The following is a 15,390-nucleotide window of genomic DNA, read 5'->3' on the forward strand; positions in this document are numbered from 1 at the left end:
CGCACAGACTGAGTGGAGAAATTATCGACAAGCGCGGGAAATAATTTAGCGCCGTCTGAAGCTAAGGTGATGAGATGTGATCTTTTTCACTGTTACAGCTCGCAGCGAGCTGCCGTTAGGCTTATAGCGGGGGTTTTCTTAGTACTAATCTGACTTTACCAGAAGATGTGCACCACTTCATGAATTCGCTCACCCCCGATGATGTACCTATAGTAATATTAATCGTGATGTCTCTTATAAAAGATAGCGGATAATTATGGCTTCTCCTTATGTTATTAGTGTCTTACTCACTGCACACAACTGTGAAAATTTTCTTGAAGACACCTTAGAGAGCTTGAAAAATGCCTGCATTGGGGTGCAGGAATTAGTTGAGATCATCCTTGTTAATGACGCCTCTGCGGATAACACCAGTAAAATGCTGCACGCGTTCGCAGCCGAAAATGCCCATGCCAGCGTATTTGATATTTCATTACGAAATATCGGCAAGGTAAGAAACTTTGCAGTCAGTCAATGCCGCGGTCAGTACGTTATGATGCTGGATGGTGATGACCAACTGTTGAAAAATTCATTAGCGGATATTGTTAACTGCTTAGAAAAAGAGAGTCCAGATGCCTTGTTTGCACCACTCAATGAGGTTTATGAGAATAAGCAGCGAGTTGCAAAATGGCATGGATTAATCACAACGCCATTGAGTCAGCATCAGGCTATTGAAAAATTCCTGATTCATCGTGAATTACAGGCACATTTTATCGGTCAATTCATTAAGCGAGAAATCCTGGAAAAATTTCAATTCCCTGATTTAACCTGCTATGAAGATGCATGGCTCTTCCCTACTGTATTAGAAGTCAGCCACCATATCCTTTACGCTCAACATAGCCCGTATCTTTATTTTAAAAGGGCGAAAAGTTTGTCGAACGACCTGGATGCTGAAAAGATCGCCATGCTAATTCTTGCCACACAGAAAATGGATGATGTTTTTCAGGAAAAATATCGCAATCTCCTGTCATGCCATTGGATTAATATTGCCCATAAGTATTATCCGATGATCAAAAACGAAAATGACCTGGTAACAGTGAAAAATGCCATCAGTAAAATACCCGTCATTTCGTTTCTCGCTGACACCAAAGTGCGAACCAGTTTCAAGAAAAAATACTTCAAAATGAAGCTTAAAGGTCTCTTTTAACACGCTGAAAAAAGCTCCCGTTAAGGAGCTTTTTTATTACCCTCTGCGTTCTCAATCAGCGACAGCAACACCACTAATACACCGAACATGGCGATAAACTCGACTGAGGTTAGCAATACATCGGTCATACCATATAACAGCATGGCAACGCTGGCTATGGCCAATGGCGTGATGGTTTGATGAGATCTTATTTCAACCACGATAAGAGTGAAAAAGAAATACAACAACATCAAGACACCCACCACACCAAATAATGAAGCGAATTGAATAAACTCATTATGCAGATGAACATTAATATAAATTAACGCCCAGGAATCCGATTGATGATGTTCATCAAGGTAGGTGGTAATGAATTTATTACGCTGATCCTGCGTCTGACCTAATGGTGCATGTTCAAAGGCCAGAATGCCGGTTTTCCACATGGTAAAGCGCGATCCCAGCGATGTTTTGTCATTGCCCTGCTGATAATCCGTGTACTCCGTCACGGTCGTATCAACACGGGTTTCAATCAGTTTATAGCTAAGGCCTACCGCTAACAGCAGCAATAGCGCTACACACCCTATGAATTTCACATTACGTGTCACCGCAAAGAGTCTCACGGTCATGTAAGCAAGGAATAAAGTATGGATGGCCATAGCCGAGCGCGTTTGCGTCAGCATAATCACGTACAGTGAAATGATCGAAACGAACAGGAAAAAGGCTTTCTTTAGCTTGCTGTCAGGCATTCTCAATATCAGTGATATTAACGCCAGCATCACGATAGAGTAGGCATAGGCCGTCATTGTTGCGCGGTTAATGCCGAGCACAATGCGCTCATCGGTGGTTATCGATTGGAAGATCGCAAAGCAACTTGAGGTGATAAATGCCAAGGATAAAGAGAGAAAAGCATAGCGCACAGCCAATTTTTTGTTCAGCGACCCAGTGCGGAAGCAGTGCATCATGTACACCATAATAAGCCAGGCAAGGATAAATCGCTTCCCAGCGGTATAATACAAGCCATCTACGGTATGCATGACATATTGGAAGTATATTGACCACCCAACGTAAATCACACCCAGCAATAATATCGCCAGAGCTTTTTTATCCGTTAGCTTAACCTTCTTTCTTTGCCATAATTCAATAACTACACCAGCCAATGAAAAATAAGCACAATAATAAAATAATACCCGCCCCCCTTTCTCATACAGAAACGCAACGGGAAGCATACAAAAAAGTGCGGCAAAAGCCAGCCAAGGCAGTGCCATGCCAAGATTTTTTCTCTTCATTACTGGTGATAATATACTCAAAATTCGCTTAGCCTCAGTAACCTTTACTCTCAAAATGACCGACGGAACATTAAGTATAATCCTAAATACTTTATTTATGATTTTTACTTACTGTCACCCATCCTCACGTTTTGATGCCTCTCAAAGTAGGAATAACCCCTGTCTCTGATTCATTCAACGATAATATCGCCAATGCGCTGCTGATAATGCCGCACTGATTGTTCAACGTCCAGCAGTCAACGGCTTATTTACTTCGCCTCATCAACGTTAAATTGGATCCGTTAATGGATTATGGGGCGGTACATAGAGGGGAGTTGGCTTACAGGGAGTGAGGATGAGGTGGAGAAGAAATTCCCCTCTTGCATGATGAAGAGGGGATAAGCGCATTAATTCGCAGCAAACTGCGCGTAGTTATCCTGTGTTATGGTTTTGTACGGAACCCAGTTGTACTCCTGCACTTTCTGCTTATCCAGCAGCGCCTTGGTGACCTGAACCGCGCCGGTTGCCTGGCCTTTGGCATCCTGGAAGATGGTCAGGGTCATTTTGCCGTTTTTCACAAACTGCTGACCATCAGGCGTGCCATCGATACCCGCTACCAGAATTTTTTCATTCTTCGCCTGGTTGAGCGCCATGATGGCGCCAATCGCCATTTCATCGTTATTGGCGGCGATAGCATCAATTGGACGCTGGTTCAGCAACCAGCTCGACACCACATCCACCGCTTCATTGCGCTGCCATTTGGCACTCTGCTTCTCAATCACTTTCATATCTTTGTATTTGGCGATGACCGCTTCGACCGCTTTGGTGCGTTCACGCGCTTCCTCGTTCGACAACGCACCCATTAAAATCGCCACGTTACCCTTGTAGTTCATCTTCTTCGCCAGTGCTTCCATCTGCATCTCGCCGCCCAGCGCCGAATCGGAACCGACATAAGCCATGTCACCTGGCAACTTCACTTCCGGCTTACGATTGACAAAAATCAGAGGGATATTGGCGTTTTTCGCTGCGGTAATCATCGGCAACACGCCCTGGGTGTCCACGGGGTTGAGAATAATGGCGTCAACGCCCTGGTTGATAAAGTCATCAACCTGCTGCACCTGCAACGCCACATCGCCTTTGGCATCGACAAACTGGCCGTTAAGTTGGTTAGCCTTCAGCTCTTCCTGCATCTGGGTACGCAGGATGGAGACGAAGTTAAGATCGAAATTAGCCAGGGCGACGCCAACGGTGAAGGTTTTCGCACTGACGCTCAGACTCAGTAACAACGAGCACAGGCACAGCATGAGGTTTCTGATATTCATGGGTTCATTCCTGTAGGGTTGAGGTTTTATTGTTATGACGCCGGGCAACAGGCAAATACCCGGCGGTAGAACGCTTAAATCGTGAAGTGATCGCGGAACTGTTGCAGTGCGAGCGTGCTATCACCGCTGGCCCAGCCCTCCATCGCGACAGTGCCGGTATAGCCCACCTCGTGCAGCGCACGGGCGATGGCGCGGTAGTTGATTTCACCGGTACCGGGCTGTTGACGCCCCGGCACATCCGCCACCTGAATTTCACCGATGGCCGTACCGCAGCGGCGAATCAGCTCGATGAGATTTCCTTCACCAATCTGCGCGTGGTAGAGATCGAGGTTCATTTTTAGCGCCGGACTGTTGACGGCTTCCACCAGCGCACGCGTGTCGGCGGCCAGCGCAAACGGCGTGCCGGGATGATCAACAGGCAGATTCAGGTTTTCCAGCGTGAATACGCGTCCGGCGCGCTCACCCAGCTGTGCCACTTTACGCAGCGTCTCGACGGCTTTGAGCCACATCTCCCCCGTGACAATCTCCACGGGTTTCACCGGTAAACCTTTGTCATCCAGCCCGGTGCCGTGCAGGTTAAGCCCTGGGCAGTTAAGCCGCTCAGCCACGGCCAGCGAGGTTTCCGCACTCTCCAGCAACTGCTGAATTTCACTGTCATCGGTCAGGTTACCGGTGAGATAGCCGGTCATCGAGGTAAAGCGCGCCCCGGTCGCCACCAGCGCATCAATGTCTTTGTTGGCCCAGCCCCAGATTTCAACGCCAAACCCCAGCTCATGAATGCGTTTTACCCGCTCGATGAACGGCAGATCGAGAAATACCATTTCGGCACAGACAGAGAGTTGATAAGTCGCCATTAGCGCGCTCCTAAGGTAACAGGCAGGTTCTGTTTGACGGACTCGATACAGGCCAGCGCAATCGCCAGCGCATTGCGCGCATCTTCGCCGGTGGCGCGTGGTGTTTCGCCGTTGCGAATACAGCGTGCGAATTCGGCCATCTCCGCCACATAGGCTTCACGCAGCAGATCGGAATCCATTCTGGAGGTATCAATGGCAATACCGTCGGCGTGGTAGCGCACGCAGTGGTTGGCGTTGATATGGCCGGCCTGCAACATGCCTTTGCTGCCAAATACTTCACCGCGCACATCGTAGCCGTACACCGCCTGGAAATTGGCTTCGGCAATGGCAATCGCACCGTTGTCGAAACGAATCGTCACCACGGAGGTATCTAACAGCCCTTTGTCTTTGAAGTCTGGGCGCACCAGAGCATCAGCAATCGCGTACACTTCGACCGGCTTCGCGCCGTGGTTGAAGTGCAGCAGCGTATCGAAATCGTGGATCAGGGTTTCCAGGAAAATAGTCCACTGCGGGATCGGGGCCGGATCGTGCAGCTTCGGATCGCGCGTGACCGAACGGCTCAACTGCGTGGTGCCGTTTTCGCCGGCTTTCACTGCCGCGATGGCGGCCGCAAAGCCGGAATCAAAGCGGCGGTTGAAACCTACCTGTAGCACGACGCCCGCGCTTTTGGCCGCCGCAATCGCGCGATCCGCTTCATCCAGCGTCACCGCCATCGGTTTTTCACAGAACACATGCTTGCCCGCATTGGCCGCGGCGATCACCCACTCGGCGTGCGTCCGCGCCGGTGCCGCGATAGCAATGGCATCTATCTCAGGATCCTGCAGCAGCGCATGCAAATCGCTGTACGCTTTGGTCACACCTAATTTGCTGGCCAGTTTCTCTGCGGCACCCGGCAGCGGATCGGCTACGGCAGCCAGGATAGCGCCCGGTACACGATACGCGAGGTTTTCGGCATGGAAGCTGCCCATGCGGCCCGCACCAATCAGGCCAACGCGTACAGGGTCAAGATGATATGTCATGGTTCATTCCTTAGGTTTCTGGATATACCCAATCGGGCCTTGCGATGTCATCAAGACATTGCAAAGCCAATGCCAACCCATATCGCGGTGATTTTGTGAGACAGAACACAGTGTTGGCTCACAAACTGGCAATAAAATTTACATGTCAACTTTGCATGTCAATAAAATGGACATTCCACCGCCAGCAGGAGTGTCCGATGCGTACCATTGAGCGTTTACCCTTTAAAGATGAAAGCGACCCCATCTTCAGCCTGCCCAACAGTGCAGAAGTGGGCGAATGGGATACGCTGCTGTGGCAGGGTTGGCACAGTTTTGAACGAGGTGAGCAGCCGCGCTGGATGCGGCGAAGCATTTTGCACTCCTGGCAGCGCTCGCAGCAGCGTGCCATCGACCCCACGACCTTTGTTTATACCTCTCCGCCCGGCGAGGAGCTGGCGGCGATCCTGGAACACAATGCCGAGCTGATCCTGGTGGCACGCAACGTGATGGAGAACCTGCTGGCCTACAACCCGGACGGCCATATCAATCTCACTGATGCGCAGGGTGTCACACTGCATTTCTGCGGTTCCGATCTGACACCTGTTGGCAGCATCCTCAGTGAAGAGGTGCTCGGCACCAATTGCACGGCACGCTGCCTAATCGAGCAACGCCTGGTGTATGTGCTGAGCGGGGAGAACTGGAAGATCGATTTACGCAATCGCCACTTTCAATGCGCCGCCGCACCGGTACGTGACGCAAGCGGTCAAATGCTAGGCGTGCTGACACTGACCGCTACGCCGGATAACTTCAATACCCACACGCTGGGTACCGTACAAGCCGCTGCGGAAGCAGTGGGACAGCAACTGACGCTGCGCCGTTTACTGGCCGAGCAGCAGTCGATTCTCGAAACCTTGAATGAAGGCGTGATCGTCTGCGATCGCCACGGTCGCATTAAAACCCTGAACCGCTATGCACGGCAGATTTTCAGCGGCCTCGATCCCGATGCCGGGCCGATCGATGTCCTGCTGCAGCCGCAAGGTGGATCGTTACTTACCATGCCGTTTTGCAACGACCGCGAGATGCAGTTCATCCCGGATGGCATCCAGCCCCTCTCCTGCCTGATTTCCCTTATGCCCGCGCCCGATGGCGGTCGCGTGCTCTCTCTGCGTGAGAACCAGCGTATCCGCGCGATCACACGCCGCGTGATGGGGGCCAGCGCCAGCTACACCTTCGAGATGATTCGCGGCCACGCCCCGCTTGTGCAGCAGGCGATTCAGAAAGCGCGCGCCAGCAGCCGCACAGACAGCACAGTGTTGTTAAGCGGTGAAAGCGGTACCGGTAAAGAGTTGTTTGCCCAGGCGATTCACAATGCCAGCCCGCGTCATCAGGAACCGTTTATCGCGCTCAACTGCGGCGCACTGCCACGCGATCTGGTCCAGAGTGAACTGTTTGGCTATGTCGATGGCGCATTTACCGGCTCACGGCGTGGTGGCTCAGCCGGTAAATTCGAACTGGCAGAGGGCGGCACGCTGTTTCTCGATGAGATTGCCGAGATGCCGTTAGAGGCGCAAACCAGTTTGCTACGCGTCTTACAGGAAGGTGAAGTGGTGCGCATCGGCGCGGCGCATCCGCTGAAAGTGAACGTACGCATCATCGCCGCCACGCACTGCAATCTGCTGGATGCCGTGGAGAAAGGCGCCTTTCGTCGCGATCTCTACTACCGCCTTAACGTTATTTCGCTGGAGATACCGCCACTGCGCCAGCGTCAGGAGGATATTCCAGGATTGGTGAATACCTTTATTGTCGCGCTCTGTACCCGGCTGAAACGCATTGCCCCCCAAATGTCGCCTGAAGCGATGAGCTGTTTGCAGGCGTGGCACTGGCCGGGCAACGTGCGTGAATTGGAGAATCTGGTCGAGCGTATGGTGAACCTGTGTGAAGGGCTGGAGATCGGCAGGCAAGATTTGCCCGAGGAGATGACGCGACGGGCTTCAGTGACCGACACCAGTACATTGACGTCATTGCAGGATAAAGAGCGCCAGCATGTCTTGCAGGTAGTGAGTGAACACAAAGGCAATCTGCGCCAGTCCGCGCAGCTGCTGGGGATTTCCCGCACGGCGCTGTATAACAAATTGAAGTTGTGGCAGGTGGACGTGGCCGCAATAAGAAATGGATTAGCATTGTAACTGCGGCCACAGACAGCGTTATTGTCAGGCCTGGAGGCCGCCCCTACGAACACCCGCATCTATGAACAATAGTTACAACGACGCCCCCCCACAAATCACCAGCTCCTGCCCGGTGATGGCGTCAGCAGCCGGCGACAGCACAAAACCTGCCAGTGCAGCGACCTCTTCTGGTTTGATATAGCGCCCCATCGGCGGCAGCTTGGGCGGTGAGCTGGCGCGCCCCGGTTGCAGCAGCATCGGCGTTTCGGTGGCGCCCGGCGCAATCACATTCACTGTAATACCTTGCGGCGCTAGCTCTGCCGCCCAGCTGCGTGCCATTCCCACCATCGCCGCTTTGGTACTGACATACTGACTGCGATTGGCTGCACCGCGTGACGTTCGACTGCCGATCAGCACAATACGATCGCCCTGTGTCATCTGTGGCTGCAAGGCATTGGCCATGATTTGCGCCACCTGCACATGCAGATACCACAAGCGGGCGCTCTGCTCTTCATACAGATCGCCAAGTGGTGCTGCCGCCATCATCCCCGCCGCATGCACCAGCGCGTTGACCTTCGGCAGAGCGGCCAGCGCCTGTTTCAGCAGGTTGGCATCAAACAGGTCGACGCTCACCGAGGTAAAGGCGGGATGATCTTTTTTCACCGGCGTGCGGCTGAAACCCGTCACCTGCCAGCCTTGCGCCAGCAAGTGATCGGCAATCGCCGCGCCGATGCCGGAACTGACACCGGTAACCAGCGCGTGTCGACTCATGCTTATCCCCTCACCCATGCTTCGTTGACGCGCACATATTTAATCGCCTGACGGAAATAGGTATAGGCGATGTGCAGCGCACCGTCTTCGCTCTGTTTGATACTGGGGTAGGAGAACTCGCGGTTCAGCTTCTGCTGTGAGTTATTGGTCATGCAGTAGCCATCCCCCTCGTCGAGGTTGCGCTGCCACGGCCAGCTTTTGCCGCCATCGGTAGAGATCGCCAGCGTCATCGGCGCGCGCGGCGCCCCCCAAAATGCCGTGCGCCCGGTGTGCACCACCGGTTCCGCCGCCACCGCCACATCGTCATCCTCGTCTTCAATTTCATCGTACAACGACCGACGGCGCTCGCTGGCATCTTTGGCGCTCATCGCATTGAACACCAGTGCCAAATGGCCGTTGTTCAGCGTGGTGACCTGAATCGAAGAGTTGTTATTAGGCAGTTCGGTCGCCAGCGGCGCACTCCAGCTCTCTCCGCCGTCAACGGAGCGGCTTTGGTAGATAAAATCTGCCCAACGGCTGCGATACAGCGCTAACAGGCTGCCATCCTGCAACAATGTGATATTCATGTGTACACAGCCCATACTCTCCGGCACCGCGACATCACGCCAGCTTTTCCCTTTATCACTGGAGATCTTCACCGCGCTGATATCGTCATTCCCTACCCACTTCACGCCCGGCTGGGTGCGGCAATAAAACACCGGCAGCAACCAGTTGCCATTCGGCAGCACCACAATCGGCTGGCGAATAAAGGTGCCAGGCTGATCGAGCAGCGTTTCAATGGCACTCCAGCTGCGGCCAGAATCGCGAGACTGACGATAACGCACAATGGCGGTGTCCTGATTACCCGACTTCTGGGCAGTCCAAAGCAGCCACAGCACCTGATCGGGATCGAGGAACAGCACCGGATTTTGCTCCGAACGGGTGGAATCATCAGAGAGTTTTTCTGCTTCGCTCCACTGCGTACTGCCCTTCTCCAGACGCGAGCACCACACCGAAATATCCGCGATCCCCTCCTGAGTGCCACCAAACCAGACGCACAGCAGATCGCCGTTCGGCAGGGGCAGCAAATTCGCAGCATGGTTCTGCGGACAGACCGAAGGCAGCATGGCCGTCAGCTGCTGTGCATCCTGGGCGTGTGGATGAAGGTTACCGTTACGTTCTACGGTAATCGTTGAATCGGTCATATCAGGCTCCACTGTTTTGCATTGACGATTTTGGGGCTTTTTTCTCAAGCGTCTGGCGCGAGGGGATCAAACGGTCAATCACCATGATCACCGCAGGCGTAATCAGCGCAACGTACATGTTATTGATGCCGAACGGATCACCCAGCAGGTACCAGACCGAAGTCACCACGCAGGCACCAATCAGGCCCGCATTGGCACCGCGCGTGCTTTTATAGAACGGCAGGTAGAAAGCGATAATGGCGACAACCGAGATCGACAGGCGAATCGCGCGAGTAAAGAAGGATAACTTCAATACTTCCGGCACAAACAGCACAAAGATCAGCGGTAAGAAACCAATCAGCAGCGATAACCAGCGTGTCATACGGAACTCACGTTCTGGCGTAGGGTTGCGGTAAGGCACGTAGAAATCTTTCACCACCAGCGAGGCAATCGCCAACGCCACGGTGCTCACGCTGACAAAGATTGATGCCACCAGCGAGGTCGTCACAATCCCTGCCAGCCATGGGCTCATATCCTGCAGGAACACCGGCAGCGCATAGAGGCTCTTAATATCCGGATGCAGGTACTTAGCCGCCACGCCGATCAGTGCAATGGCGATGGCAATCGGCATACAGAAGAAGAAGGCGACCCAAGTGGCGCGTTTGGCAGACTCCGCGCTTTTGGTGGAGGCAATCGCCTGAATCACGAACTGGGTGCAGAAGATCGAGCCGATAGTGCCAATCATCCACGCGAAGATAGTGCTGGCACCGACATTGCCATCCCAGGTCCAGTAGAAGTGCGGCATATCCTTGATCATCGGCTTAACACCGCCGGTCATGTGCAGCGCCACACCGAGAATGATCAGAATGCCGATATATTTCAGTCCGCTGTGCAACAACGTAACCCAGGCAATGCCCTTCATGCCGCCAAACATAAAATAGAAAGTACTGACGATCGCGGTGATCACCGCCGCCGTGGTGAGATCCAGGTTTAACACCGTGGAGATCGCCGCCGCGCCGCTCACATAGTTACCGACGTTCACCAGCAGCAGCGCGTAGATCATAATGATCGAGATAATATTTTTGGTCGAGGTACCGTAGCGCTCGGCAATCGCGCCTGAAATGGTGATTTTTCCGGTGTTGTAAATGCGCTTCACCAGCAGGAAACCAAACAACGGGAAGCCAATAGCGGCACCAATCACGGACCAGGACGCGGCAAAACCGTCTTCAAAAGCGGCTTGCGCCGTACCGATCGTGGATTTCGCGCCGATATATTCTGACATCAGCATTACGCCCACCACAAAAGCCGGCATCACGTTGGATCCCGCCATAAAGTCGCCGCTGTTTTTACTGCGCAGACGCCAGGTCAGCCAGGTGGTAAACAGAATGTACGCGATGACAATCCCGACAATAATCATCATCCCTTCTGCAGAGAATTGTTTCATTTTAGCCTCATCGATAACGTAGGGTCGTGGCAGGCGCTGGGCTTAACGCATGCCGTTAATGAGGTCGCCAACTTTGTTATTTTATACCTTTCATACTTCAAGCTGCAGGTGCGTTGGCTACGTGCATTCACCTCAGTCACTTACTTCAGTAAGCTCCTGAGGATTCATGCACTTGCCGCCTTCCTGAAGCTCGAATTATTTTGGGTATAGTGTCTTTGCACTCTGACCACCCCCTGCTTTATTTTGTGATTCATTTCACTCACCGCAGAATGAATTCACGCACAAGCAGGGCAATTTATAGGCTAAATGAAGTAATATTTGTTTGATCATGCTCACAAACAGTCAATGATGATTATAAATAATCAAAATCAACTTAACTATTTCAGCGCGGACTGCAAAAAGTCGACAAAGGCGCTAATGCGAGCGGGCAACTGGCGCTGTGGCTGCCACACGGCAAAAATATCACCGTCCACCGCGCTCCATTCAGGCAGCACATGCAGCAGTTCCCCGCGCTCAATGCTGTGCTGAGCGTCCCACCAGGAACGCAGCAGAATACCGTGTCCATCCATCGCCAATTGCACCGCCACCTCACCATCGTTGGTGATCAGACTGCCGTGCACCTTTTGCGTCAACTGCTGCTCGCCGTTGCTCAAACGCCACAGGGCAAAATCACTCTCATACTGACGCAGTAAAATACAGTTGTGTTGTGACAGAGCAGCAATATTCTCAGGCAGCCCATAGCGTTCGGCGTAGATCGGCGCGCAGCATAACACGCGCGGATTGGTGCGCAACTTACGCGCCATCAGCCGTGCATCGGGCGGCTCGCCCATGCGGATATCGATATCAATGTGCGCATCGAGGAAATTGAGTGGCTGGCTGCTGAGCTGCAATGACATAGAGACTTCAGGATGCAGCGCGGCAAAACGTGAGACACAAGGCGCCACGTGCCGTCGGCCAAAGCCGAACGAGGCGTTAATGTTGAGCGAGCCACGCAGCACCGCGGTTTGGCTGCTGACCGCCTCTTCCAACTCTGCCAGCTGATCCAGCAGCGGCCGCGCCCCTTCCAGATAGCGCTTGCCCTCGGCGGTCAGTTCCAGCCGTCGTGTCGTGCGGCGCAGCAGTTGAACACCCAGCCGCTGTTCCAGTTGGCTCAGGCGTTTACTGACCGCAGGCAGCGACAGGCCCAGTTCCCGCGCCGCAGCGGTTAAGCTCTCCAGCGTTGCCACCCGGACAAAGAAGGCCAGATCGTCGGTTGAAGTGCGCGATTCTCTACTTTTATTCAACATTGGCTTGCCGCTCAGGCTAATTATTTCCCAGTGATGCATGGTTATACTGCGTTCAGAACATCAACAGCAACCTGCGAGAGACCCTATGAGCGGCAAAACCTATAAAATCGCCGTCATCCCTGGCGATGGCATTGGCAAAGAAGTGATGCCTGAAGGCATCCGTGTGATGGATGCAGCGGCGAAGAAATTCAATATTTCACTGGAGTGGCAGTGGTTTGACTTTGCCAGCGCCGAATACTGGCAGCAGCACGGTAAAATGCTGCCGGATGATTGGTTCGCCACCTTAAGCCAGTTCGATGCCATCTATTTTGGCGCCGTGGGCTGGCCGGATGTGGTGCCCGATCATGTGTCACTGTGGGGATCGCTGTTGCAGTTCCGTCGCGAGTTCGATCAGTACGTCAACCTGCGTCCGGTGCGTTTAATGCCAGGCGTGAAAGCACCGCTGGCAAACCGCCAGCCGGGCGATATCGATTTCTACGTAGTACGCGAAAACACCGAGGGCGAGTACTCGTCCGTGGGCGGCACCATGTTCCCCGGCACCGAGCGTGAAGTGGTGATTCAGGAGACGGTCATGACGCGCACTGGCGTCGATCGTATTCTGAAATTTGCTTACGAGTTAGCGCAAAAGCGCCCGAAAAAACACCTGACATCGGCCACCAAATCCAACGGCATTGCTATCACCATGCCCTACTGGGACAGCCGTGTTGAAGCGATGGCACCGAGCTACCCGGAAGTAAAAGTCGATAAATACCATATCGATATTCTGACCGCGAACTTCGTGCTGCATCCTGACTGGTTTGATGTGGTGGTCGCCAGCAACCTGTTTGGCGATATCCTGTCGGACCTCGGCCCCGCCTGTACGGGTACCATCGGGATTGCACCTTCGGCCAATATCAACCCGGAGGGCAAGTTCCCCAGCCTGTTTGAACCTGTGCACGGTTCTGCGCCCGATATCGCGGGTAAAGGCGTGGCCAACCCGATTGGACAGATTTGGTGTGGCGCGATGATGCTGGAACATCTGGGTTACGCTGAAGCGGGTGCCGCAGTGCTTGATGCGATTGAGCGCACGCTGGCTGCGGGCAATAACCTGACACGCGATCTCGGCGGCAGCGCCTCAACGGAAGCGCTGGGCGTGGCCATAGCGGCTGCGTTGTAACGTTAAAATGCGCGATGAGTCGCGCCGCTACGGTAATGTCGGTTACGGGCGACCTGAAGGCCGCCCCTGGCAATGATGGATATTCTGAACGCCCAACTACTTCACTGCCCCTTCTGTCACACCACTAATAAACTTGCGCTGGAACACCAGGAACACCGCCACCAGCGGCATAATCACGATCATCGCGCCTGCCATCAGCACCGGAATGTCGATGGTGTTTTTGTTCTGGAAGAACATCATGCCGATGGGCAAGGTGCGTAGCTCATCTTTGTTGACCAGAATCAGCGGGATAAGAAATTCGTTCCACGTCCAAATAAACAGCAGCAGCGCGAGCGTAGAGAGCGTGGGCCAGATAGCGGGTACCAGAATGCCCCATAGAATTTTGCGGCGTGATGCCCCATCCATCACCGAAGCTTCCACCAGTTCACGCGGCACTTGCTGCAGTGCGGTGGCAATCATCAAGGTGGTAAACGGCAGCGACAGCGCAATTTGCGGCAGGATCAGCGCCAGATAGGTGTTGGTCAGCCCCATCCAGCGCAATTCGTGATACAGCGGAATAATAAAGGCTTCACTCGGCAGCACCATGCCCAGCCCCAGCATCGCTGCGACCACTTTCTTGCCGGGGATCTTCAACCAGGCAAAACCGAATCCCGCCAGAATACCGAGCAGAATACTGCTGATCACCACCGGAATCACCACCAGCACCGAGTTCATGAAGTAGACGTTGAAGTGACCCTGCTGCCAGGCAGTGATATAGTTTTTGAAGTTCAGCGACGAGGGCAGCGTAAACACGCCCTGAAACAACTCAATCTGGGTTTTGAATGAGGTCATCAGCGCCATCAAAAACGGCAGAATGGTCATCAGCGCGACAATCCAGATCAGCGCGCGAGAGGCTATTGGCGTGCCACGCATCAGTGTCTCTCCCGAATGGCAAAGTGAATTAATGCGTTGATCATCAATACAATCAACATGCTGAACACCGCCACCGCGGAGGCATAGCCAAAGTAGTGCAGGTCGAAGCCCTGCTTATACATAAAGATGTTGGTCACCATGGTTGAAGTGCCAGGCCCGCCTTGCGTCATCACGTAGACCAGGTCGAAAGCCTTGAGGCTGGCAATCACCGTCAACAGCAGCGCAATACGCAGCTCCGGACGCAGCGAGGGCAGCGTAATCCGGATAAATTTCTGACGACGTGAGGAGCCATCTAAATCGGCTGCCTCAAGCAGCGACGGATCCATGCGCTGCAAACCGGCCATAAACAGCACCAGGCAGAAGCCGAAGAAGTACCAGGTCGCCACTAGCCCGACCGCTGGCAGCGCCCAGGTAAAATCGCCCAGCCAGGAGAGTGCCAACTGCGGTAAACCGATAGCGCGCAGAAACTGATCGATGGGGCCAAACGCCGGGTTGTACAACCAGCGCCACACCACGCCCAGCACCGCCATGGGCATGATATACGGCAGGAAAAAGAGGATGCGCAATACGCTACGCTCTTTGGCATTGCGCGTGTCATACAGGAAGCTGCACAGCAGCAGGCCTACGCCAATCGGTAGCAGGGTGTAAAACAGCATCAGCAGCGCATTGTTGCCCAGCGCCACCCAGAACACCGGATCCTGGAACATGCGCATATAGTTGCTAATGCCCGTGAAAATCGGCCAGGAGGTGCCATCCCACTCGGTGAAACTGATGCCAAGCGATGCCAGCAGCGGCAGAAGTAAAAACACCGCGTACACCAGCACGGCGGGCAGAAGATAGAGCGCATTGCGCCAGGCAGATTTGTTCAGCATAACCTTACTCGCTTGCGGGC

General features: G+C 53.6%; 13 protein-coding genes. 3 read left to right on the forward strand and 10 right to left on the reverse strand.

Annotation, left to right across the window (positions count from 1 at the left end):
• Positions 1-256 precede the first annotated feature (256 nt).
• On the forward strand, positions 257-1,183 hold the full coding sequence (locus LK04_RS16910; RefSeq protein WP_039334077.1) for a glycosyltransferase family 2 protein: 927 nt from the start codon (positions 257-259) through the stop codon (positions 1,181-1,183).
• A 20-nt stretch (positions 1,184-1,203) separates the two neighbouring features.
• Here LK04_RS16910 and LK04_RS16915 read toward each other — a convergent pair whose 3' ends face one another.
• The 4 genes from LK04_RS16915 to LK04_RS16930 form a co-directional block, all read right to left on the reverse strand.
• Positions 1,204-2,427 (reverse strand): O-antigen ligase family protein, encoded by a 1,224-nt coding sequence (locus LK04_RS16915; RefSeq protein ID WP_158649445.1) that lies wholly within the window; start codon positions 2,425-2,427, stop codon positions 1,204-1,206.
• A gap of 407 nt (positions 2,428-2,834) precedes the next feature.
• Complete coding sequence (locus LK04_RS16920) at positions 2,835-3,749, reverse strand: substrate-binding domain-containing protein (protein WP_039334076.1); 915 nt, start codon at positions 3,747-3,749, stop codon at positions 2,835-2,837.
• A 74-nt stretch (positions 3,750-3,823) separates the two neighbouring features.
• Positions 3,824-4,603: a TIM barrel protein gene (locus LK04_RS16925; protein WP_039334075.1), complete on the reverse strand. Its 780-nt coding sequence runs from the start codon at positions 4,601-4,603 to the stop codon at positions 3,824-3,826.
• On the reverse strand, positions 4,603-5,622 hold the full coding sequence (locus LK04_RS16930; RefSeq protein ID WP_039334074.1) for a Gfo/Idh/MocA family oxidoreductase: 1,020 nt from the start codon (positions 5,620-5,622) through the stop codon (positions 4,603-4,605). The genes LK04_RS16925 and LK04_RS16930 overlap by 1 nt, the downstream gene beginning before the upstream one ends.
• A gap of 197 nt (positions 5,623-5,819) precedes the next feature.
• Between LK04_RS16930 and LK04_RS16935 the strand changes: the two genes are divergently transcribed.
• The gene (locus LK04_RS16935) at positions 5,820-7,787 is read left to right on the forward strand and encodes a sigma-54-dependent Fis family transcriptional regulator (protein WP_039334073.1); all 1,968 of its coding nucleotides are present in this window, start codon (positions 5,820-5,822) and stop codon (positions 7,785-7,787) included.
• Between the two features lie 72 nt (positions 7,788-7,859).
• Here the strand turns inward: LK04_RS16935 and LK04_RS16940 are convergent, their stop codons facing one another.
• From LK04_RS16940 to LK04_RS16955, 4 genes are all read right to left on the reverse strand, one after another.
• Positions 7,860-8,537, reverse strand: a complete 678-nt coding sequence (locus LK04_RS16940; RefSeq protein WP_081998120.1) for an SDR family NAD(P)-dependent oxidoreductase — start codon at positions 8,535-8,537, stop codon at positions 7,860-7,862.
• A gap of 2 nt (positions 8,538-8,539) precedes the next feature.
• Complete coding sequence (locus LK04_RS16945; RefSeq protein WP_039334069.1) at positions 8,540-9,721, reverse strand: sialidase family protein; 1,182 nt, start codon at positions 9,719-9,721, stop codon at positions 8,540-8,542.
• Between the two features lies 1 nt (position 9,722).
• Positions 9,723-11,144: a sodium:solute symporter family protein gene (locus LK04_RS16950; protein WP_039334067.1), complete on the reverse strand. Its 1,422-nt coding sequence runs from the start codon at positions 11,142-11,144 to the stop codon at positions 9,723-9,725.
• Between the two features lie 377 nt (positions 11,145-11,521).
• Positions 11,522-12,430 (reverse strand): LysR family transcriptional regulator, encoded by a 909-nt coding sequence (locus tag LK04_RS16955; protein ID WP_039335948.1) that lies wholly within the window; start codon positions 12,428-12,430, stop codon positions 11,522-11,524.
• Between the two features lie 85 nt (positions 12,431-12,515).
• Here LK04_RS16955 and LK04_RS16960 point away from each other — a divergent pair, with 85 nt between their 5' ends.
• Positions 12,516-13,586, forward strand: a complete 1,071-nt coding sequence (locus LK04_RS16960; protein WP_039335944.1) for a tartrate dehydrogenase — start codon at positions 12,516-12,518, stop codon at positions 13,584-13,586.
• Positions 13,587-13,682: 96 nt separating this feature from the next.
• Here the strand turns inward: LK04_RS16960 and LK04_RS16965 are convergent, their stop codons facing one another.
• Both LK04_RS16965 and LK04_RS16970 read right to left on the reverse strand, forming a co-directional pair.
• Positions 13,683-14,498 (reverse strand): carbohydrate ABC transporter permease, encoded by an 816-nt coding sequence (locus tag LK04_RS16965; protein ID WP_039335942.1) that lies wholly within the window; start codon positions 14,496-14,498, stop codon positions 13,683-13,685.
• Positions 14,498-15,370 (reverse strand): carbohydrate ABC transporter permease, encoded by an 873-nt coding sequence (locus tag LK04_RS16970; protein WP_039335940.1) that lies wholly within the window; start codon positions 15,368-15,370, stop codon positions 14,498-14,500. Before LK04_RS16970 ends, LK04_RS16965 begins: the two co-directional genes overlap by 1 nt.
• Between the last annotated feature and the right edge of the window lie 20 nt (positions 15,371-15,390).

It is taken from the genome of Pantoea vagans (assembly GCF_001506165.1).
GTDB classification, from domain to species: Bacteria; Pseudomonadota; Gammaproteobacteria; order Enterobacterales; family Enterobacteriaceae; genus Pantoea; species Pantoea vagans_C.

Excerpts from the sequence above, each read along its gene's own strand:
- LK04_RS16910 (WP_039334077.1), top strand. The coding sequence starts at position 257 with ATGGCTTCTCCTTATGTTATTAGTGTCTTACTCACTGCACACAACTGT.
- LK04_RS16915 (WP_158649445.1), bottom strand. The coding sequence starts at position 2,427 with ATGGCACTGCCTTGGCTGGCTTTTGCCGCACTTTTTTGTATGCTTCCC.
- LK04_RS16920 (WP_039334076.1), bottom strand. The coding sequence starts at position 3,749 with ATGAATATCAGAAACCTCATGCTGTGCCTGTGCTCGTTGTTACTGAGT.
- LK04_RS16925 (WP_039334075.1), bottom strand. The coding sequence starts at position 4,603 with ATGGCGACTTATCAACTCTCTGTCTGTGCCGAAATGGTATTTCTCGAT.
- LK04_RS16930 (WP_039334074.1), bottom strand. The coding sequence starts at position 5,622 with ATGACATATCATCTTGACCCTGTACGCGTTGGCCTGATTGGTGCGGGC.
- LK04_RS16935 (WP_039334073.1), top strand. The coding sequence starts at position 5,820 with ATGCGTACCATTGAGCGTTTACCCTTTAAAGATGAAAGCGACCCCATC.
- LK04_RS16940 (WP_081998120.1), bottom strand. The coding sequence starts at position 8,537 with ATGAGTCGACACGCGCTGGTTACCGGTGTCAGTTCCGGCATCGGCGCG.
- LK04_RS16945 (WP_039334069.1), bottom strand. The coding sequence starts at position 9,721 with ATGACCGATTCAACGATTACCGTAGAACGTAACGGTAACCTTCATCCA.
- LK04_RS16950 (WP_039334067.1), bottom strand. The coding sequence starts at position 11,144 with ATGAAACAATTCTCTGCAGAAGGGATGATGATTATTGTCGGGATTGTC.
- LK04_RS16955 (WP_039335948.1), bottom strand. The coding sequence starts at position 12,430 with ATGTTGAATAAAAGTAGAGAATCGCGCACTTCAACCGACGATCTGGCC.
- LK04_RS16960 (WP_039335944.1), top strand. The coding sequence starts at position 12,516 with ATGAGCGGCAAAACCTATAAAATCGCCGTCATCCCTGGCGATGGCATT.
- LK04_RS16965 (WP_039335942.1), bottom strand. The coding sequence starts at position 14,498 with ATGCGTGGCACGCCAATAGCCTCTCGCGCGCTGATCTGGATTGTCGCG.
- LK04_RS16970 (WP_039335940.1), bottom strand. The coding sequence starts at position 15,370 with ATGCTGAACAAATCTGCCTGGCGCAATGCGCTCTATCTTCTGCCCGCC.